We start from the raw sequence: 21,129 nt of genomic DNA, 5'->3' as shown, positions 1-21,129 counted from the left end.
ACTCAAAAGTTAATTGAGTGAGTTCTGTATTTGAATGAGTTTACTAGCTATTTAATTGTTCCGCTTTCGCGAAAGCGGAATTAAAACAATTTTAAAAATCAAATTTATAAACTGCTCCACCCATAATCTGTAGGTTCTGAACTGGGTAATCTAAGTAATATTCATAGTTACCACCTGTAAGATTCTGACCTCTTAAAAAGGCAGTTAATTTAGGATTTATTTTATAATTAACGTCTAGATTAAGATCTACAAAAGAATCAAGAGTCTCTGCTCCTACTCCATTTCTGAAGGCATCTCTCTCACCAACGAAGTAAAGTGTTGCTCCTACATTCCATTTTTCATTGATCTCATAATTCCCCACAAGGTCTGCAGTGAATTCTGGTAAATGAGAAGCTACGTTATTAAAAGCATCTCCTTCTGAAACGTCATAACTAAAACCGGTCGCATTTAAACTAAGGTTAAATGCGGTATTCACATCATAGCTTAATGTTGCTCCATAAAGTGTTGTATTTAAATCTGCATATTGTGTGTAGAACACGTTTCCATATTCATAAGCTTCTAGACCTGTAGTTGTGGTTGCTCCTACTCCTTTATTATAAAAAGACTTGCTCTCTTCTATTTTATAACCACCGAATACTTTGTACCCAAAGTTTTCAGATATTTTACCTTTAAAACCTAATTGAGCATCTAACAATCTGCTAGTAGGTATCACGTCTATAGCTGGTGCTAGAAAAACATTTTCTGCGGCAAATTGCTGTAATGAATTCATATCTAGACCACCACCTAAGGTAACATATGGAATGAATTTTTCTTCTACTACGATATAACTCGCTACCACATCTGGATAAACGTACACATCACTTTCTGATGCCTCGCTATTGTTAAGGTAGTTAACCGTCGCACCTAATTTTACTTTATAATTATCTCCATAAAGGTTGATCGATGGATTTAACCCTGCTTTTAAGTACGTGTACTCGTCTGCCGCTGGAATTAAACCTTGTGTATCAAAACTACCGCTCAAGTAATCTAGCTCTACTCCTAGTGCAACCTCTGTATCCAAAATATCAAAACCTAATTGAGGTTGTGCATTAAAGCGTATCTCACTACCGTCATTGCTCGATGTGGTACCAGTAAAGTTTACATCTACACCTTTAAAAACACCGTCAAAGAAAGTTGCTTTACCGCCTAAAGCATAAGATAAGTAGTTAAAAGCAACGTCTGTATCTTCTGTCAATAGGTTAAGTCCGTTTTCATAATCTCCATACCAGTTTGCTGTTTGATATCTAGCACCTGCTGTGATTCCCCAATTCATATCTCTGGTACGTTTTCCATAAGAAACATCTAATGAGGTGTCCGAGTAAGAATCGTCTGCAATGGCTTCGTCTATACCTCCTTGAGAAGAGTTGTGATTAAAGAAAACTCCTAGATCACTATCTCTATCTAACTCAAAGTTGGCAGCAAATTCACCTAGTACATTGATATAATTACCGAGTCCTAATCTAGCGTAGTTTTGATAGTACTTAGGTCTCTGAGCTTTCTTTAGCTTTCCTAAAGGAGATTTGGCAGGTGTAAACGTACTCGCAACAGGAACAGAAAAGATGCTGTACGTCACTGACTTTTTCTTCACTTTTGTAGTGTCGTTAAAGCTAGGATTGCTTTTTACCTTAAAAGCATCGCTTATGGTAGGATCATAGGCTTTTACCACCGTAATCGTACCACCGTTTAATCGATCTTCCTCTTCTTCTGTAGTTTGTGCAGTAGCCATAGTTGCAGTTAACGCAACTATTGCTAGTGATATATATTTTATATTGAAATTCATTGTTTGCTAGTTTTGACTTGTCGGTACGACAGATGAATTTGTTTTTGCAGCTTCATTTTTAATCTTATTCAGCTCGCTTTGTGCAGTTGCTACTACTCCTGGATATTGTGTGAAATTTGAAATCACAGCGTCAAGAATAGTAGTTGCATTAAGAGTTTGATTTAAGGCAGCATAACTTTTTGCCATAACCACAAGACCTTTTGCACTCCACAACTTATAACCACCATAGTTCTTACTTAAACCATTTACTGTAGCAATAGTTGCATCGTGATTTCCTTCTTTATTCTCAAAGTAGGCTTTATAATAAGTAGCCTCTGCAGCAAGACTACCAGTTGCTGTCTCTCTTACTTTTTCATAACCTGCTTTTGCAGCGGCTTCATCACCTTGTTTCCATGAAGAACGTGCGATAATAATTTCGGCATCAGACTTTACATTATTCTCGATACTAGAATCACTTAATACTTTGTTTGCATAAGTAACAGCTTCAGCATACTTCTCTGTCTCATAATAAGCCTTCATTAAGTTAGATTGTGCATAAATGATGTTCTGAGGGAAATCTGCCAGTTGTTCTAACTGTTTCATAACAGGAATAGCTTTTACATAATCCTTAGTCCCTAAATGAATTTCACTTAACCTAGCCAGTGCTTGTTCTGTAAACTCACTTCTTTCTTTGGCAGTTACAAACTCATAATGAGAAATACTTTCTGACTTCTTGTTTTGTGAGAATAAGGATTGTGCAAGGTAGAAGTGTGCTTTTAAAGCATGTTTACCATTAGGAAATTGCTTTAAATATTTATCCATTTCTCTTGCAGTTCCTTTCATATCACCTTGAATAAATGGCTGCTCTGCACTTTCATAAGCCGTGTCGTCTAGCTCATTATCTGTAACCTCAACTCCATCTAGACCTCTTACCCATACGGCATAATCGTTAGTACGACCTTGATCTATATACACCTGTCTCGCACTACTTATAGCTTGCACAGCTTGTGGAGTACCTGAATATTTATTTGCTACTTGTTTAAACACCGTTAAAGACGCATCTAGATTACCATCATTATATAACTGTAATCCTTTACGCATCATTGCCTGAGAAGTGTAACTACTATTAGGATATTCTGCAATTAACTTATCATAGGTACTAATACCTTTAGAAACCTGGTTGGTATTGATATAAGTATTACCTAATTCATACATCACGTCATCTCTATATTTTGAAGATTTAAATCTGGTAACAAAACCTTCTAGGTCTTCTATCTTACGGTCATTTTTCTGTACAAATCCATAAGAAATAGCCTTTTGAAATGCTGCATAGTCAGAATTAAAACCATTCATCTCGATAGCTTTATTATAAGCTTCCATTCCTGGCCAGTATTTTTTAGTCACAAAATTTGCATCCCCTATTCTTAAGTAAGCATCGTTTAACCTAATGCGATCGTTGCTTGCGTCCGACTGATTTGTATAAGCGGTAAAAGAAGAAATTGCTGCGTCATACTTTTTCAATTTAAACTCTGTATAACCCATATCATAATTATATAAATCGTCTTCTTCTATGGCAGTACTCATTTTATTTGCTGCTTTAAAATTAGAATAAGCACCTGTAAAATCATTGAGCTGGTACATACTTTCTGCCTTCCAGAAAGTTGCTTTTTTCTTAAGTTCAGGATCTGTAATGTTATCTATTGCTTTATTCAAATTACCTAAGGCATCTTGATATTCTCCAGCTGTAAATAAATTAAGACCGTAGTATAAAGCTACTTTACCATAAACTGCTTCGTTCCCTTTTATTCTGCCATCTTCTAATAAGTTAATTGCCTCTTTATAATTCTTTGAAGTAAAATAAGAGTCTATTAGAAATTCATTCATCTCTTCGTTCTTATCTGTTGCAGGGTATTTTTCTAAATAAGCAAGAATAACCGCTGGCACACTATCGTATGGATTCCCATTTTCATAACTAAGCTTTGCATAGTTATAAGAAGCATCTTGCGCTATTTGAGCATCTAGATCCATCTCACTGGCTTTCTTAAAAGCATTAAGAGCATCTTCATTACGGTCTAGTTTAATATAACTTTGACCCAAATGGTAATAGGCATTTTGAGCAGTAGCATTTTCACCGTCTATAATTTTATTAAAAGTCTCTACCGCTTTTTCAAAGTTACCCTGCTTGTAATAAGCATAACCTAGCTGATAATAATCATTATTATTCCACTTACCACGTACACCTTGATACTTTTCTAGATAAGGTAAAGCCTCTGTATAATTTTCTTTGTTAAAAAGAGACTGTCCTATAATACGGTTTAATTCTGATTGTTCTTTGCGGTTAGATTTAGCCAATTGTTTTTTTGCTAGCTCTATTGCTTTATCAAAGTTTCCTAATTTGTAATTTAGGTCTGCTTGATAATAAGAAAGTTTCTCATCTGTCTCTGGAGATTCTCCTACTTCATCAAAAAGATCGCTAGCTTCTTGCAATTCATCACCTTCATAAGCTATGTAACCTAGATAATATTTTGCTTTACTGCCGTATTCAGGATCATCACTTACGCGGTTTAAAAAAGGTTTTGCCTCATCATACTTTTTAGACTGCACAAGAGTATAACCTGTATTAAAGTAATAACGGTTAGCTTGCTTTCGCGAAAGCGTGCTCTTATCTACTTTTTGATACCATATTGCGGCTTTTCTATAATCACCATTATCAAAATAGTAATTTGCCACATCAATAACAGCAGAGTTTTTCTTTGTAGATGTAGGATATTCTTCTACAAAATTTTCTACTAGCGCGTCTGCATTACGCTGGTTTAAACGTACAGCACAATTTGCGATGTAATAAGAAGCATTCCCTTTAATCACCTCATCACTAGAGGCGTCGAGCACTTTTTCAAACAGTCTTTGCGAGGCCAGATACTGGTCTTCTTGATAAAGATCTATCGCCTGATTGTAAATAGCCAGGTCGTCGGTAAATATTTTGGACTGTTGTGCGTTAGTTATACCAGTGATACTGATTATAAACAACAGCGCCATTGTTAGTTTTCTCATAATAAGAAGGATTCTAATTGTTAGAGTAAAATTATGATTTCCTAAGCTAGAACGTCTTAAAACCTCATTAATTATTCATAATCTTATCCACATCTTGATTAACTTTACATCAAATATTTTTATCCATGTCAGATCACGTTTTATCATTAAGCAAAGTAGATGTCTTCCAGAAAGATAACCTCATTCTAAAAAATGTGAATCTGGAAATAGGAAAAGGAGAATTTGTATACCTTATAGGTAAGACCGGTAGCGGTAAAAGTTCTTTAATGAAAACCCTTTATGGCGATATACCGCTTAAAAAAGGAGAAGGAACTATAGTAGACTATGATTTATCTCGCTTGCGCGAAAAAGAAATTCCTCACCTGCGACGTAAACTAGGAGTGGTTTTTCAAGACTTTAAGCTATTAACTGACCGTACGATCAACGACAATTTAAAATTTGTCCTTAAAGCAACAGGCTGGAAAGGTAAAAAAGAAATGTCTACACGTATCGAGGTAGTACTAGATAAAGTAGGCATGAAGACTAAAGGTTTTAAATATCCGCACGAACTTTCTGGAGGTGAGCAACAACGCATTGCGATAGCTAGAGCATTACTTAACGAGCCAGAACTTATCATTGCAGACGAACCTACCGGAAATCTAGACCCACAAACCAGTGTGGAAATCATGGAAGTTCTTCAACAAATTAATAAGAATGGTAATACCATTCTCATGGCAACTCATGATTATGCCTTAATTCTTAAATACCCATCTAAAACACTTAAATGTGATGATGGAGAAATTTTTGAAGTAGTCCAAAAAGCGGTATAACCCAGCTATTTTCCATGTCAGAAAAAAAGAAACCTTTCTTCAGTATCATCATACCTACTTTTAATGTAGAAAAGGTTCTCGATAATGCCATTAACAGCATTAAAATACAGTCCTCACAAGACTACGAAATTATAATAGTAGATGGTGGTTCTACTGACAACACGTTACAGCTGATAGAATCATACAGAGACGACACTGTTGTATTGCGTTCTATTTCTGAAAAGGATCGCGGTATTTATGACGCTATGAATAAAGGTGTAAAAATGTCTCAAGGTCGTTTTTTATACTTTTTAGGAGCTGACGATTACCTTCTAGATAAAAACGTACTTAGTGATATAAAAGAATACGCACTACTCCATCCTACAGATGTTATTTATGGAAATGTAAACAGCCCTAAACTTGGTAATCATTATGCTGGTAAATTTACCGACGCAGCTATTTTTTATAAAAATATATCGCACCAAGCTATTTTCTTTAAAAGAAACGTTTTTGACCTTGTTGGCTTCTATGACTTATCCTACCATGTACATGCAGACTGGGCACACAATATGGAATGGTTCTTTCATAAAACCATAAAACATAGATTCATCGATAGAGATATCGCCTATTTTAGCGATGGCGGATACAGCGCTGTTAAAAAAGATCATACTTTTAGAAAACATATTTTTAAACTGTATTACAAAAATGCTAGGAATAGAAATTCTGTTTTAAAAACGCTTCTCTTAATTATTAAGGGAGTTTACTCAAGAATAAGTAGATGATGGACCATAGATTCTTAACTATTATACCGCTTTACAATAAAGAAGCTGCTATAGAAAGAGCTATTACATCTGTTCTATCACAAACCGTTGTGACTGATTTATTAATAATCAACGATGGCTCTACAGACGATAGTTTATCCATTGCAAGCGAGTTTGAGAGTGATGCTGTCATGATCATATCACAAGATAATCAAGGAGTAAGCAACGCTAGAAACAAAGGCATCTCTTATGCAAAATCTAACAATTACGATTGCATCCTATTTCTAGATGCAGACGATTATTGGGAAACGAACCATGTAGAAGAACTAACTAAAAACATTTTAAAGTTTCCTAACGCTACGGTGTTTGCTAACAACTATAAAATAAGGAAAAGCGCTACTACATTTGAAGCAACTCTATTCTCTAATTTAGAAACTGATACTTCTAGAGAACTAGATGATTTCTTTATCTACAACTATCTTAATTCTATATTGTTCTCTTCCAGTTTTGGGTTTAAAACTAGCATTACCTCACTTTATAATGAAGAGATAACACATTCTGAAGATATCGATTTTTATGTACAACTAGCTTTACACGAAAAGATCGCATTTAACCCTACAGTTACTGTCATAAAAGATGAAACAGCAGTAAACAGATCTCATCTCATAAATTTAGAAACCAGAACTTATACTGATTTTGATATCTATGAAAAGTTCACATCCCAACATAAAGGCTTAAAGAAATTTCTAGACATCAATAGATATGCACTTGCCATAGAATTGATTATAGCAAATCAAAAAGTAGAAGCTCAACAATTAGTTAGTAAAATGGAATTTTCTAACTTAACAGCAAAACAACAAAAGTTACTCAAGTTAAGTAGCTGGCAATTAAAATTATTAAAGAGAATACATCACAGACTATCTAATTCTGGATTAAGAATTAGAACCGGTCGCTAGATAGAAATCTTCTTTATCTCTTATGTAATCGGACTCTTCAAATTCATGAGAAGCAAGAACCAAGCACATCGCACCACTAGAGAAGTCGGCAAGCTCACGCCATACCATGGTAGATATTAATAAACCTTTATCTGGTTTATTTAAAGTTATTGTTTCTTTTACTTTACCGTTATCTAATTCTACCGTAAAACTACCAGATACAGCGATTAATAATTCTAGACATTCTTTATGTGCATGACCACCGCGATGGGAATCACTAGGCACGTCGTACAAATAATAAACACGTTCTATTTTATAAGGAATCGTATCTTTTTCTAGCACTGCGAGATTACCACGAGGGTCTGTAATTTTAGGAATGTCTATAATCTTATAATCCATAAATCAAATATACTATTGTTTCACATCATTCTTGGAATATCTTTCAAGACTGTTAATATAATCATTTACACCTTTTTTAAAAAGTCTATAACTATCACGTAAATCACTAAACTGTTTTATATAACCTTTTCTAAATAAGAAGAATATGTACTTGAGCTGTATTAAACCTACGATCTTTAAATTTTCATGTGCTGCAATAGCCCCACGAGCATAGATAACTTCATTAGATGATGGATCATTTGCTGTACTTATCTCAGCATGAACAACCACAGCCTCTGGAACAAGCATAATAGCACATTTTTGGGATATAATTTCTTGACTAAGTACATACTCCTCTCCCATCTTAAATTGTGACCCTAAGCCAAATCTAGTATCAAATCTAAAATTCTTATCTCTCCAAATAGCTGTATTGAAAATCATTTCAATAGAATGAATATGAAACAACTCTTTTTTAGTAGTCGCTAATTTATCTTTTTTAGAGTACACTCTTTTATCCGCTCCTTTAGGAGTTAATATCTTAAAAACTAACAGACTAGAATTTTTGTAAGCATTCAATTTATCAACTATCACACTTATTGATTCCTGCAATACCTGCACATCGTCATCTAAAATCCATGCAAACGCACCGTTACAATTCCTTAAAGCAAGATTTCTACTTCTAGAAAGCCCAAACTCACAATCATTAAAAATACGGATGTTAGAATATTCAGATTTTAACACAGCCGTCTTAGACTGATTTACAATAATAATCTGATGTTTAATTTCTGATAAAGAGCACTGAAACATCAATTCCAGAAATGATAAATCACTCCTATTCATAGTAGCGATACAAATTTCTAGGTCATCTGATGTGTAATTGCTCAAGTGCTTATCTTTACCTCAAATATACTTCTATATGCGCATATTGCTCGTAGGTGAATACAGTGGTTTTCATAATTCCTTAAAACATGGTCTGCAACAGCTAGGTCATGAAGTAAACATTGTGGGCGATGGTGATGGTTTTAAGCGTTTCCCTGTAGATATAGAAATAGGTAGTACGTATTTTGAACAAAGCTGGCTACATCGCAAAATAAAAGTAGGCTGGTGGAAACTGACAGGCTATAACCTAGAAGATAGATTGAAATTAGCACGCTTTCGCGAAAGCGAGAACCATCTAAAAAACTACGATATCGTACAGTTTATCAATTCCAACCCTTTTGGGTGCGAGCCGGCTGTAGAACGTATCATGCTAGATTTTCTAATTAAAAATAATCAAAAGTCCTTTTTAATAGCCTGTGGTGACGACTACGAATATGCCCGATTTCTTACAGAAGAACATGAGGGTTACAATATTTTAGACTCGGTACACAGAGGACATCTTCAAAAACAGCAATTGTTTCACACGTATAAATATCTAGGTAACGGTTACCGAGATAATTATTATAAAGTACTAGAAGCGTCTCAAAAAATAATACCTAGTAATGTAGATTATGCGATGGCTTTAAAACAGCAGGATAAGGCAACAGCTATAATTCCTGCAGCTATAAACCATTCAAAATTTCAATTAGAATTAAATACAGATCTCTCACAAATTCAAATATTTATGGGAATCAACAGAGGTAATTATTGGAAAAAGGGAATCAACTATTTTGAAGAAGCGCTAGAAATTATAAAGAAGAAATACGGTAATAAAGTGTTTATTACGATAGCAGTAAGTCTACCCTATCAAGAATATATTACCAAATATAAAAACGCTCATATTTTACTAGATCAAGTATTGTGTTATGACCAAGGCTACAATGCGCTAGAAGCTATGGCGCAGGGAAAAGTCGTTTTTTCTGGCGGTAGTTCTATCTATTTAAAAGCGCATGATCTAGCCTCTGTTCCTGTTATGGATGCTAGACCAGATGTCGATTATTTAGTGAATCAATTATCTCTTCTCATTGATAACCCACAAAATATTCTAGAAATGGGAAAGGCCGCTAGAAAACATATTCTAGACCATCACGACAGTATTAAAATAGCGCGAGCATATCAACAACACTATCTTAACATCGGATAGGATTAAAAATAAGGTTACCGATTTTAAATAAATCGTCAAGGTAAAACAGAGACTTATGGTACATTACAAAAAAAGAAAACTTGATTGAGTTTTTTTTGGACCTTAGGGGTTTTGAGTGAATCTAAAAAGGCTCTAAATATCAAATTGATATTTAGAGCCTTTTTTTTTATAAAATTCTAGTTGGAATTTACTTTATTTATTTTTCCACTGAATGTCTATACCAGCAAAATCCTGAGCTGTTTGTTCTTTAGCTTGTTTAGGGATTACACATTCAAATTCTAAAGCTACTTCTAGACCATCATCTAAATAGAATAACATAGTTTCTTCTCCTTCATAATCACAAATTACTACGGCATGAATTTCATGCACAGCAAAATATTCGTCTTTAATTTCTTGAGGCTCTACAAATTCAAAGTAATGTAAAACTTGTGCTCCCTTAAAATAATCTATTTGCTGTAAGTAAAGATCTTTTTCCATGCAGCAAAGGTAAGAGGTTTAATTAGAATTGCTGTCTGAGAATCGCTTAATCGTATTCTTGTTAATGTAATTGAGATACAAAATAAAGAATCACTACGAAAGGCATTAAAATAAAAAACACACTAAAAAAAAGTATACTCTTATAACGTTGCCAATTTGAAAAAACCAGAATAACACCAAACACCCCTAAAACCCAACTAAATAAAAAGAAAGCTATTAATATAAACTCCAATATTTTAGCGATTTGCGAACTCAAATAGAGAAGCAAGAATAAAAATGGCAACCATAGCAAAGCCGAAGTTTTAAAAAACTTATTCATACAATAATATTAAAACAAAAAAAGCCAGTTCATAAGAACTGGCTTTAAATTATAATTTGAGCTCAATTAATCTCTTATTAATGTCACCTCGCTTAAATTTCTTAGAGGACCAGTATCCGAAGCGTTTCCATCATCACAACCATTATTAAAAGCAATTTGTCTTTCACTTTCTATTCGCCAGAACAACTCTCCCGTTGTAGCATTACCTTGACTATCAGTAGATGGTACATCTTGATAAGTTAGTTGCAGATTTGTTGCTATTGATCGAAGGCAACTACCATCTGAAGTAGGTTCATAATATGATAAAAATATATGATTTAAAATATTAGATGTTCTTGGTCCATTAGGAATTCTATAATCAACAAAATCATTACTTTGAATTGTTAAAAATTGATAATCTGAAGAATTATAATTGATGATCAACTGATTATTCTCATATAACTTATAATTCACACTTATAAGATCTTGATAATGTTGTAGCCCATCATCAATTCTTAGCATTCTAATTTCTGGAACTCTGATTAATTTTTGAATAGAAACTTCCAGTTTTTTATTACCAATTTCTAGAGTCCACTCTCCTACAAATTTATCAAGATCATTAAAAGTATCTTTAAAATAAGTAGATTCAGCCCTATCATCTAGCGATAAATTTCTCGCATCTCTCAAGTTAATCTCTACTTGCGCTAACATTGAGATAAAAACTAAATTAGCAACAATTGTTAACACGATTTTCCTCATAGTCTTAAATAGCTGTACACTGTTTAACAAAGCATAAATATTGATGAATATAAAACAAAATATGAATCAAATTATTGCCGCCGATCAAAACAACATCCAATCATATTCTTAAAACAAAAAAAACCAGTTCATAAGAACTGGCTTTTACTTTTAATACAACAGCTTAAAATTAAACCGTACGATTTACATCAAACGCTTCTAGCAATTGTGCCACACGTTGAACAAACTGTCCACCTAACGCACCATTTACTACTCTATGATCGTAACTATGAGATAAGAACATTTTCATTCTTATACCGATAAAGTCACCTTCTGGTGTTTCAACAACAGCAGGCACTTTTCTTATCGCACCTAGAGCAAGAATACCTACTTGTGGCTGATTGATAATAGGTGTTCCTAACACAGATCCAAAAGTACCTACATTAGTTACCGTATACGTACCGCCTTGAGTATCGTCTGGTTTTAATTTTGCATTTCTAGCCCTGTTAGCTAGGTCGTTTACCGACTTTGCCATACCTACTAGATTTAATTGGTCTGCATTTTTTATAACAGGTACAATTAAATTACCATCTGGTAAAGCAGCAGCCATACCTAGATTTATATTTTTACGCTTAATGATTTTATCACCATCTAGCGCGATATTCATCATCGGGAATTCTTTTAAAGCTTGTGCAACTGCTTCCATAAAAATAGGTGTAAAGGTCAGGTTCTCACCTTCTCTTTGTTTAAAACCATCTTTATGTTTCTTTCTCCAGTTCCAGATATTAGTCACATCACACTCAATAAAACTTTGAACGTGCGCACTAGTTTGTACTGATGCCACCATGTGATGAGCAATCAGTTTACCCATACGTGACATTTCAATAATTTCATCTTCTCCATTTACAGATACTGGAGCAGCCTTTGCAGCTGGTTTAGAAACCGCAGCAGCTACAGGAGCCGCTGTCTTTGCAGGTGCAGCAGTTTTACCTGCTTTCTTATCTGCAACATATTGTAAAATGTCGTTTTTAGTAACACGACCATCTTTACCTGTACCAGAAATTCCTTCTAACTCTGTAAGAGATATGTTTTCTTCTTTTGCGATATTCTTTACAAGTGGAGAGTAAAAAGAATCACTATCTGTATAATCTACATTTTCTGTAACCTGAGAGATTTGCTTTTCTACTTCAGTCGCAGCAGCTTTTATCTCTTTAGGTGCAGTAACAGTAGTTTCTGGAGCAGCGGTAGTCGCTCCACTATCATCACCGTCAGTTTCTATAATTGCAATAGTCTGGCCTACTTGTACCACATCATCTACTTGAAATAAAATCTCAACAAGAGTTCCATCTACCTCACTAGGCACTTCACTATCCACCTTATCTGTCGCTATTTCTAAAACAGGCTCGTCCATTTCTATGGTGTCGCCTACATTTTTAAGCCAAGAAGTTATTGTAGCCTCAGCTACAGATTCTCCCATTTTAGGTAATTTAAGTTCAAATTTTGCCATAACTAATAAGGTACTATTACGTTTTAATTATTTTGCAAAAGTACTAATTAAACAGTTTACAATTGCGGATTATTCATTGATATGGGAATATTTTAAGAATCACTTATCGATTTTGCAGTGTTTACAAAGATCTATTACACAATTTTCATTATTCCACGTGATTTACTGCTATCACTGCCTAAATAGAAGGTTTTATTCTGATTTAGAAATCTATAAGTCCCTTCTGTATTTTTAGACATATAATTTATCATTTCTTCAAATTTCAGAGAACTCAAATCCCAAAGCACACTCTTATTCAGCGTATTGCAAGATTCAAGTAATTCTATAGACGCTGAGGATACTACATTTTGTATTTTAAGCGTAGGATCTTCGGTAACGAGTATGAATTCTTTTTCTTCTAAGACAGTTTCGGTCGTTCTTGTGCCTTTAATGACTATCATACTACTTATTAAAAGGTCAATTGCCTTTTTTTCTAAGGTAGATTGTTTAAAATACTTATCGTAAAACAACCCCATGGCTCCATAAAATCTTTTTAAATAGACTTTATCTTTCACCGTACTTTCTCCTTTAAAATGAATCACTTTTTGATCACCTAGGTAATAATTATCATACCCTTTTTGAAGTGCCGTGTAACTTAAGTCGATGTCCTCTCCATACATAAAGTAACGCTCGTCAAAACCACCGCAATCTTCATAAACACTTTTCTTACAAAACATAAAAGCTCCTACTAGCACATCTACTTTGCCTCTTTCATTTTGACCAACTTCATTAAAGTAATAATTACTGTCGTTGCCCAGCATTTTTTGTCTCGCGACTTTAGGTGTAGGAACATGTCGTTTACTTTCTGGCAAATATTTGCCGGTTCCATCTATAAGCTGGGTTCCTAAAAAGCCTGCTTTGGGTTCCGCTTTCGCGAAAGCTAAACACTCTTCAAAAACCTTCTCTCCTACTATCGTATCTGGGTTTAAAATGCACAGATATTCTCCTATAGCCTGTTCTACAGCAAGGTTATTCCCTTTAGAAAAACCATGATTTTCTTTATGTACTATCACTTTTATACGATCACCATAAATAGAGGCTAACATCTCAAGGCTGTGATCTGTAGAATTATTATCGGCTACAATAATCTCTGCATCTAGATTTTTAACCGCTCGCATCACACTATAAACACACAGCTCAAGAAAAGCTGCTGCGTTATAATTAAGTATGATTATGGATAATTGCAAGAATTAGTTTTTTAATGAATTCTCATAAGGAACGCGATGTAAGATACTTCTTCCTAGCGTTACCTCATCGGCAAACTCTAACTCATCTCCTACGGCTATTCCTCTCGCGATGGTAGAAGTGTTGACTTCTAGTCCATCGAGTTGTTTAAAAATATAGAAGTTAGTAGTATCTCCTTCTATGGTTGGACTTAGTGCAAAGATAATCTCGGTAACGCCATCGTTTTTTACACGATCTACCAGTGATCTCACTTTAAGATCTTGTGGCCCTATTCCATCCATAGGACTTATTTTACCTCCTAAAACATGGTACAAACCACGATACTGACTCGTGTTTTCTATAGCCATGACGTCTCGTATATCTTCTACCACACAAACGATGGATTGATCGCGGTTGTGACTGGCACAAATCTCACAAATCTCTACATCACTTACATTATGGCATTTTTTACAAAAATTAAGATCGTGTCGCATCTTTAATAACGCATCAGATAACGCATCTGTATTATGCTCTGGCTGGCGCATTAAATGCAACACCAGTCGCAATGCCGTGCGTTTACCTATGCCAGGTAATTGCGATACTTGATCTACCGCTTCTTCTAATATTTTTGAGGAAAAATTCATGATAAATGAATCATCGCAAAAACAGCATAATTAATCATGTCTTGATAATTTGCATCGATACCTTCTGACACTAGTGTAGCACCTTCATTATCTTCAATTTGTTTTACTCTCAATAACTTTTGAAGAATCAAATCAGTTAAAGAGCTTACTCGCATATCTCTCCATGCCTCACCATAATCATGGTTTTTATCCATCATTAACTGTTTAGTAATCGCAACATGATGGTCGTACAATGCAACAGCCTCTTCTAGTTCTAGATCTGGTTGCTCTACCACACCTTTTTCTAGTTGTATAAGTGCCATTATTGAATAATTAATAATGCCTATAAATTCACTTTCCTGGCCTTCGTCCACCTTTGTTTCTGCAAGAGTTTGAAGACCTCTTATGCGCTGTGCCTTAATAAAAATCTGATCTGTAAGTGATGGCAAGCGTAAAATGCGCCATGCACTACCATAATCCTTCATTTTATTAGAAAACAAATCACGACATTGTGTGATAACTGCATCATATTGCTGACTAGTTTGCGACATAAGGGCTATAAATTTTGCGTAAATTTCGCATTTAAAACTCAATTAACCATATTTCATGGCGACTATAAATTGCACGGGCACACTAATCGACCTTTCTACACCTCACACCATGGGTATTGTGAACTGCACACCAGACTCTTTTTATGATGGCGGCAGGCTTAAAAATGACGCTGCTATTTTAAACCAAGTAGAAACCATGCTAGATGCTGGCGCTACATTTATAGATGTAGGTGGTTACAGCTCCAGACCAGATGGTACGGACATCTCTGTAGAAGAAGAGTTATCTCGAGTTCTCCCAGTTCTTGATTTGATAACAGCTCGTTTTGATATTAAAGGTTTAAGTTGTGACAGCTTTCGCGAAAGCGTAATAGAAAAGGCTATTAATCACGGAGCGACTATCGTGAACGATATAAGCGCTGGTATTTTATCTGAAAACACGTTACAAACTGTGGGAAAAGCCAAAATCCCCTACATCATGATGCACATGCGTGGTACTCCACAAAGCATGAAAACCATGACCGATTATGAAAATATGGTGGTAGAAATAAATCGTTATTTTTCTGAACGTGTTGCTGCTGCAAGAGCTTGCGGAATTAATGACCTAATTATAGATCCAGGTTTTGGTTTTGCAAAATCTACCCAACAAAATTTTGAATTGCTCTCTGACCTAGATCTTTTAAAAGCTCACAGACTACCTATTCTAGCTGGAATATCTCGTAAATCAATGATTTACAAAACCCTTGATAGCACCGCACAAGAATCTTTAAATGGAACAACAGCCCTAAACATGGTGTGTTTAATGAAAGGCGCAAAAATTTTACGTGTGCACGATGTTAAAGAAGCGATGGAAACTATAGCGTTGTATAACCAGTTAACGGTAAATTAATTATATTTTAGCTACATGGAACTTCCTGGATTTAGAATAATAGATTTAATAGACATACTGCTAGTCGCAGCTGTGGTCTTTTACTTATACCGCCTGGTTAAAGGTACCGCAGCGCTCAATATTTTTATAGGAATTTTTATTATCTACTTGATTTATCAATTAACGGTTTTCATGAAAATGGAAATGTTGAGTCAGGCATTAGGCGCTGTTACTGGTGCTGGTGTGGTTGCTCTAATAGTGGTATTTCAACAAGAAATAAGACGTTTTCTTTTAATGCTAGGTTCTACAAAATTCACTTCTCGCAGGCGATTTTTTAAACAACTACGCATTTTTCAAGAAGAACAAGACAACAATCATATGGTTGTGGACGAGATCGTTAAAGCTTGTAAAAAAATGAGCTCTACTAAAACTGGCGCATTAATAGGTATTAAGAGAGATGGCTCTTTAGAATTTGTTAAAAACACTGGAGACGATCAAGACATTTTAGTAAACTCTTCTATCATACAAAGTATTTTCTATAAGAACAGTACGCTACACGATGGCGCGATGATAGTAGAAGGTAATAAGATTACAGCTACACGAGTGATATTACCTGTATCTGAAAACAGAAAGATACCTCAACGTTTTGGGTTGCGACACAGAGCGGCTTTAGGTTTAACTGAAAGAAGTAGTGCTATCGCATTAATAGTAAGTGAAGAAACTGGTCAAATATCTCTAGTTCATGAAGGCGAGTTTGAATCATATACTGACACAGATGAACTAGCTGCCAAAATCAAATCTCACCTCGCTTAATGGAACGTAATTGTAAAAACTGTAAAAAATTACTTTATGCGCAACAAAATTATTGCTCGCATTGCGGTTCTAAATGGGTAGAATATAGATTAACCCCTCGTAAAATAACAGCCGAGTTATCTAATCGATATTTAGGAACTGACAATGTTTTTCTAGTTACCATTTTAGGTTTACTGCGCTATCCTGAAGATGTAATAAATGGCTATATAAGTGGCCAACGCAAGAAATATGTAAACCCCATTAACTTTTACTTAATCAGTTTATCTCTAGTAGGTTTACAAATTTTTTTATTAAGGCATTTCGCACCAGACACTTTAGGGATGAATGTAGCCGAAATAACAAATGTTCAAAATAATACCGGTCAAAGCTTAGAAAATTTTACAGATTTTTTTTATGACTACATAGGTGCTTTTACTACATTTTTCTTACCGGCCTATGCTTTATCAGGTTATATAATCTTCTTAGATATTAGAAAATACAATTTTACAGAGCATTTGATTTTATACGTTTATGTATTCGCACTTGTTAACATAGTTACTTTTGTGGCTACGCCACTTATGATTGGTTTTGACATTCCTTATCAAATGGTATCACTAGCACTGACACCTTTTATTTTTTTACAAGTAGCCTGGTATTATAAAAGGTGCTTTAAACTAGATGTACAACAAACTGTTTTAAAAGGACTGCTTGCTATTATCGTATTTAACGTTATCTCTGCTATTTTGATGATCATTGTAATTATTATAGCAGTTGCTCTCTTATTCTTCTTCAACTCAGACCTACTCAATACAGCTGCTGCTCATTAAAAATCTATGGAAAGAAATTGTAAAAACTGTGCCGACCTTATTTATGCAGGGAAATCTCATTGCTCTGGTTGTGGAGCAAAATGGATAGAAAATCGCATTACAATGAAGCAGGTAGGTAACGATTTTGTCGATATGTACATAGGTATAGACACTAAATTTGTACGTACGTTTCTAGATCTTTTTAGAAAACCAGAAGCGGTCATACTAGGCTACATGAATGGACGCCGTGTTAACTATATGGATGCGGTGAGATACATGTTACTAGCCTTGTTTGTGACAGGAATCTATATGTTTATCATGCGCAGCTCTGGAGCACTGGATCAATACCTTCAAGATTTTCAAAGTGGCTGGGCACGGCAAGGAAGTCATGGAAATGATGCAAATATGATGGAATTTCAAAGAAAAACATCTGACGTTATTTTTGATTATTTAGGAATAATAACATTGTCTAGTATTCCATTACTAGCGCTTATAGGTCGTATTACTTTTTGGGGAAAACGCTATTTTAATTTTACAGAGCAAATTGTTTTTTATCTATACACCTTTGCGCAAATTACCATTGCAACAACTCCTATCAGTTTAATTCTCTTGTGGATAAGTCCAGAAGTATTTACGTATTGGTCTTTCATGACCTATCCTATAATGTTTATATACAATGCTTATTGTTATAAAAAATGTTTTCAGTTAGATCTTCAAACAACTATTTTAAAATCGCTAATTGCTGTATTGGTATTAAGTGTAATGGCGATTCTTATTTTTTTCTTATTGATAATATTAACAATTATAACATTGCTTATTGCAGATAAAGTTTTGGGCTATGATTTAAGTGCCTTTTTACCACAAAAATAAAAAACCTATTATCGTCTAGAAGTTAAAAATCTATGGAAAGAAATTGTAAAAACTGCTCTCAAATGATATACTTGGAACAGAATTTCTGTTCGCATTGTGGTGCAAAATGGTTGGAAAATCGCATTACCATGAAACAGGTAACTCATGATTTTACTGATATGTACTTGGGTATAGACACTAAGTTTTTTAGAACTTTTATAGACTTATTTAAGAAACCAGAAGCTGTCATATTAGGTTATATGAATGGACGTCGTGTTAATTATATGGATGCGATGAGATATTTATTATTAGCTCTTTTTGTCACTGGTATTTACACTTTTGTTTTAAAGAACACAGGAGCTTTTGATCAAATTCTAGCATCACAACAAGAGGTTTATTCTCAAATGAATTACAGTCCTGAGCAAATGGAAATGACCAATAAGTTTAATGAAGAATTTGGTAAATACGCATTTGATTTTCAAGGATTCTTTTTATTACTCACTATTCCTTTTCTGGCCTTAATAGCTAGAATTAGCTTGTGGGGAAAACGCTATTTTAATTTTACTGAACAGATGGTTTTCTACATGTATGCATATGGCCACTCTGTAATTGTGACAACTCCTTTTACCATTATAACCGTACTTATTTTCCCTCAGGCAGTTATGTATGTAGGGTTTGTTGGGTTTCCTTTACTGATTATTTATATTATATATTGTTACAAAAGGTGTTTTAACCTGGATAATCAATCTTTAATTTTAAAAGCGCTCATCTCTGTTTTAGTGAGTATAACACTTATGATAGTTGTAGGTATTATACTTGGTATACTGAGTATATTAATAGGTATTATTCTTAGAACTACTGGTGTGGTCTAAGCCACTTCTTGTTGTAAAAACTGCACTTCATAAAGATTCTTGTAATAACCATTTTCTTTTTGAAGTAACTCACTATGCGAGCCTATTTCTACTATTTCTCCTGCATCCATCACGATAATTTTATCTGCTTTTTTGATGGTTGCAAGTCTGTGAGCGATTACTATAGAAGTACGTCCTTTAGTTATAATGTCTGTCGCATCTTGTATCAACTGCTCGCTGTATGCGTCTACAGAGCTTGTTGCCTCGTCTAGAATTAAGATACTTGGGTTAGAAACATAAGCTCTTAAAAATGCTATTAACTGTCGCTGTCCAGAACTAAGCATCACTCCTCTTTCTTTAACATTGTAATGGTAACCATTAGGCAAGGTCATTATAAAATCATGCACCCCTATTTTTTGAGCTGCCTTGATGACATCGTCTTCTGTTATATCTGGATTCTGTAGTGTGATATTATTTAAAATAGTATCTGCAAACAAGAATACGTCTTGTAGCACCACAGCTATTTGTGATCTAAGAGATGATAACTGGTACGCTTTCGCGGAAGCGGAATCTATCAAAATCTCTCCACTATTAATTTCATAAAAACGAGAAAGAAGGTTGATGATGGTAGATTTTCCTGCACCAGTAGCACCAACAATGGCAACGGTCTCACCAGAGGCAACTTTAAAACTAAGGTTCTTTAAAACGAGCTCGTTATCTACATAGCTAAAGTCTACATTTTTAAACTCTATATCACCTTTAAGATGCGCAGCCACTAGATCTCCTTGATCTTCTATTTGAGATTCTGTATCTAGAATAGCAAAAACACGATTTGCCGCTACCATTCCCATTTGTAGCGTGTTAAACTTATCTGCTATCTGGCGCAATGGTCTAAATAATTTTTGTGATAGATCAATGAACATGACGATAGTACCTATTTCTACAGCCATAGTTGTAGCCTCTGCACCTAGATTCATGACTACTCCTATATAAACAATCAAACCGATTGTTATACTCGAAGCCATCTCTGCAATAGGAAAGAAAATAGAGTTGTACCATACCGTTTTTACCCACGCATTTCTATGCTTATCATTAATCTCTTTAAACTGCTCGTACTCTACCTTTTCACGATTGAAGATTTGTACGATTTTCATACCAGTAACACGTTCTTGCACAAAAGAGTTCAAATTACTTACTTGAGTACGCACTTCTTCAAAAGCAACTTTCATAGCTTTTTGAAATACACGAGTGGCATACAATATAAAAGGCATGACTATTAACGCTATTAAGGTCAGTTTCCAACTAGAATAGGCCATGAAACCAAGAACAACGACCATTTTCAACAAATCAGAAATGATGACAAACAATCCTTGAGAAAAAATACTCGCTATAGTTTCTATATCACTCACCGCTCTAGTAACTAATTTACCTACAGCACTTTTATCAAAATACTGCATCTTAAAGCCCATCATGTGAGTAAAGAGTTTTACACGTAAATCTCTTATCACCTGCTGTCCCAACCAGTTTGCATAATAAATAAAGCTGAGCTGTAGTAAAACGTCTATAATTAGAACGGCTGTCATCATGCCTATAACAGTTGTAAAACCGTCAAACTGACGAGGTATGATATGCTCATCTATGGAAACCTTTATTAAATAAGGCATTCCTATAGCAACTACTGCAATGAGAATTGCACTTAACGCTACAAAGTAAAAAGTAAGCTTATAAGGCTTAGTATAAGAAAGTAGTCTTCTAAAAAGAGACATGTTAAATGCATTACCTGTTGTAGATGCCAT

20 protein-coding genes are annotated in these 21,129 nt (G+C 34.6%); 9 read left to right on the top strand and 11 right to left on the bottom strand.

The features are described 5' to 3' along the window. Positions 1-91: 91 nt before the first annotated feature. Positions 92-1,819: a porin family protein gene (locus tag LY01_RS11810; RefSeq protein ID WP_104516065.1), complete on the bottom strand. Its 1,728-nt coding sequence runs from the start codon at positions 1,817-1,819 to the stop codon at positions 92-94. 6 nt (positions 1,820-1,825) lie between these two features. Further along, positions 1,826-4,849: a tetratricopeptide repeat protein gene (locus tag LY01_RS11805; RefSeq protein ID WP_104516064.1), complete on the bottom strand. Its 3,024-nt coding sequence runs from the start codon at positions 4,847-4,849 to the stop codon at positions 1,826-1,828. Positions 4,850-4,974: 125 nt separating this feature from the next. On the opposite strand from LY01_RS11805, the gene LY01_RS11800 reads away from it, so the two are divergent. From LY01_RS11800 to LY01_RS11790, 3 genes are read left to right on the top strand one after another with little or no spacing between them, the layout of a single operon-like run. After that, entirely contained in the window at positions 4,975-5,658 is a 684-nt protein-coding gene (locus LY01_RS11800) for a cell division ATP-binding protein FtsE (protein WP_104516063.1), read from the top strand. A gap of 14 nt (positions 5,659-5,672) precedes the next feature. Continuing rightward, on the top strand, positions 5,673-6,419 hold the full coding sequence (locus tag LY01_RS11795) for a glycosyltransferase family 2 protein (protein WP_104516062.1): 747 nt from the start codon (positions 5,673-5,675) through the stop codon (positions 6,417-6,419). After that, complete coding sequence (locus tag LY01_RS11790) at positions 6,419-7,354, top strand: glycosyltransferase family 2 protein (RefSeq protein ID WP_170034621.1); 936 nt, start codon at positions 6,419-6,421, stop codon at positions 7,352-7,354. The genes LY01_RS11795 and LY01_RS11790 overlap by 1 nt, the downstream gene beginning before the upstream one ends. Here the strand turns inward: LY01_RS11790 and LY01_RS11785 are convergent. Together LY01_RS11785 and LY01_RS11780 are read right to left on the bottom strand one after the other, a co-directional pair. Then, the gene (locus LY01_RS11785) at positions 7,331-7,732 is read right to left on the bottom strand and encodes a sugar 3,4-ketoisomerase (protein WP_104516060.1); all 402 of its coding nucleotides are present in this window, start codon (positions 7,730-7,732) and stop codon (positions 7,331-7,333) included. The genes LY01_RS11790 and LY01_RS11785 overlap by 24 nt on opposite strands. A gap of 12 nt (positions 7,733-7,744) precedes the next feature. Further along, positions 7,745-8,596 (bottom strand): glycosyltransferase family 2 protein, encoded by an 852-nt coding sequence (locus tag LY01_RS11780; protein ID WP_146080427.1) that lies wholly within the window; start codon positions 8,594-8,596, stop codon positions 7,745-7,747. 31 nt (positions 8,597-8,627) lie between these two features. On the opposite strand from LY01_RS11780, the gene LY01_RS11775 reads away from it, so the two are divergent. Then, on the top strand, positions 8,628-9,773 hold the full coding sequence (locus LY01_RS11775; protein ID WP_104516058.1) for a glycosyltransferase: 1,146 nt from the start codon (positions 8,628-8,630) through the stop codon (positions 9,771-9,773). Positions 9,774-9,965: 192 nt separating this feature from the next. Here the strand turns inward: LY01_RS11775 and LY01_RS11770 are convergent, their stop codons facing one another. From LY01_RS11770 to LY01_RS11740, 6 genes are all read right to left on the bottom strand, one after another. Next, entirely contained in the window at positions 9,966-10,250 is a 285-nt protein-coding gene (locus LY01_RS11770; protein ID WP_104516057.1) for a hypothetical protein, read from the bottom strand. A 385-nt stretch (positions 10,251-10,635) separates the two neighbouring features. Further along, on the bottom strand, positions 10,636-11,307 hold the full coding sequence (locus LY01_RS11760) for a DUF6705 family protein (protein WP_146080426.1): 672 nt from the start codon (positions 11,305-11,307) through the stop codon (positions 10,636-10,638). Positions 11,308-11,476: 169 nt separating this feature from the next. Further along, positions 11,477-12,793: a dihydrolipoamide acetyltransferase family protein gene (locus tag LY01_RS11755; protein ID WP_104516054.1), complete on the bottom strand. Its 1,317-nt coding sequence runs from the start codon at positions 12,791-12,793 to the stop codon at positions 11,477-11,479. 134 nt (positions 12,794-12,927) lie between these two features. Next, positions 12,928-14,019, bottom strand: a complete 1,092-nt coding sequence (locus tag LY01_RS11750) for a glycosyltransferase family 2 protein (protein ID WP_104516053.1) — start codon at positions 14,017-14,019, stop codon at positions 12,928-12,930. 3 nt (positions 14,020-14,022) lie between these two features. After that, complete coding sequence (gene recR, locus LY01_RS11745; protein WP_104516052.1) at positions 14,023-14,640, bottom strand: recombination mediator RecR; 618 nt, start codon at positions 14,638-14,640, stop codon at positions 14,023-14,025. Further along, the gene (locus LY01_RS11740) at positions 14,637-15,170 is read right to left on the bottom strand and encodes a DUF1599 domain-containing protein (protein WP_104516051.1); all 534 of its coding nucleotides are present in this window, start codon (positions 15,168-15,170) and stop codon (positions 14,637-14,639) included. The genes recR and LY01_RS11740 overlap by 4 nt, the downstream gene beginning before the upstream one ends. A 55-nt stretch (positions 15,171-15,225) precedes the next feature. Between LY01_RS11740 and folP the strand changes: the two genes are divergently transcribed. From folP to LY01_RS11715, 5 genes are all read left to right on the top strand, one after another. Further along, a complete protein-coding gene (gene folP / locus LY01_RS11735; RefSeq protein WP_104516050.1) occupies positions 15,226-16,056 on the top strand; it encodes a dihydropteroate synthase in 831 nt (276 codons plus the stop codon). Between the two features lie 15 nt (positions 16,057-16,071). Next, positions 16,072-16,848 carry a diadenylate cyclase CdaA gene (cdaA, locus tag LY01_RS11730; RefSeq protein WP_104516049.1) on the top strand — a complete coding sequence of 259 codons (777 nt, stop codon included), beginning with the start codon at positions 16,072-16,074 and terminating at the stop codon, positions 16,846-16,848. Further along, positions 16,848-17,654, top strand: a complete 807-nt coding sequence (locus tag LY01_RS11725; RefSeq protein WP_104516048.1) for a DUF3667 domain-containing protein — start codon at positions 16,848-16,850, stop codon at positions 17,652-17,654. The genes cdaA and LY01_RS11725 overlap by 1 nt, the downstream gene beginning before the upstream one ends. A gap of 6 nt (positions 17,655-17,660) precedes the next feature. Further along, positions 17,661-18,503, top strand: coding sequence for a DUF3667 domain-containing protein (locus LY01_RS11720; protein ID WP_104516047.1), 843 nt, complete (start codon positions 17,661-17,663; stop codon positions 18,501-18,503). A gap of 128 nt (positions 18,504-18,631) precedes the next feature. Continuing rightward, complete coding sequence (locus tag LY01_RS11715) at positions 18,632-19,354, top strand: DUF3667 domain-containing protein (protein WP_245890712.1); 723 nt, start codon at positions 18,632-18,634, stop codon at positions 19,352-19,354. On the opposite strand, the gene LY01_RS11710 is transcribed toward LY01_RS11715, so the two are convergent. Beyond that, complete coding sequence (locus tag LY01_RS11710; protein WP_104516045.1) at positions 19,351-21,129, bottom strand: ABC transporter ATP-binding protein; 1,779 nt, start codon at positions 21,127-21,129, stop codon at positions 19,351-19,353. The two genes, LY01_RS11715 and LY01_RS11710, sit on opposite strands and share 4 nt — an antisense overlap.

The sequence above is a fragment of the Nonlabens xylanidelens genome, from assembly GCF_002934445.1.
Lineage (GTDB): Bacteria > Bacteroidota > Bacteroidia > Flavobacteriales > Flavobacteriaceae > Nonlabens > Nonlabens xylanidelens.
Note: the sequence above shows the minus strand (reverse complement) of the source record. Positions and strands in the feature narration are given on the sequence as shown.